Annotated in this window: 1 pseudogene; it reads left to right on the top strand. The window is 53.4% G+C overall.

Annotation, left to right across the window (positions count from 1 at the left end):
- A pseudogene (locus I656_RS0116500) lies at positions 1–369 on the top strand (transposase); the annotation flags it as partial.

Here is a 369-nt window from a genome sequence, read left to right on the forward strand (position 1 = left end):
TCGTACTTCGAAGTGGATCCCTCTGAAACACCGGAAGGAGAATCGCTTCGAAAGCAGGGGTTTTCCAAAGATAAGCGTCCTGATTTGGTTCAAATCGTCATTGGGCTGGCTGTCACCCGGGAAGGAATCCCGATTCGCGCTTGGGTATGGCCTGGCAATACCATGGACATGACGGTCATCAAACAGGTGAAACAAGACTTGATTGGCTGGAAGCTTGGACGTGTGATCAGCGTCATGGACCGCGGCTTTTCCTCTGAAGAGAATTTGCGAATCTTGCAACAGGCCGGGGGACACTACATTGTCGGCGAAAAAATGCGATCCGGCAAAGCCACCGTCGAAGAGGCCCTAAGCCGTCGCGGGCGCTACCAA

It is taken from the genome of Geobacillus sp. WSUCF1, assembly GCF_000422025.1.
In the GTDB taxonomy this organism is placed as follows: Bacteria; Bacillota; Bacilli; order Bacillales; family Anoxybacillaceae; genus Geobacillus; species Geobacillus zalihae.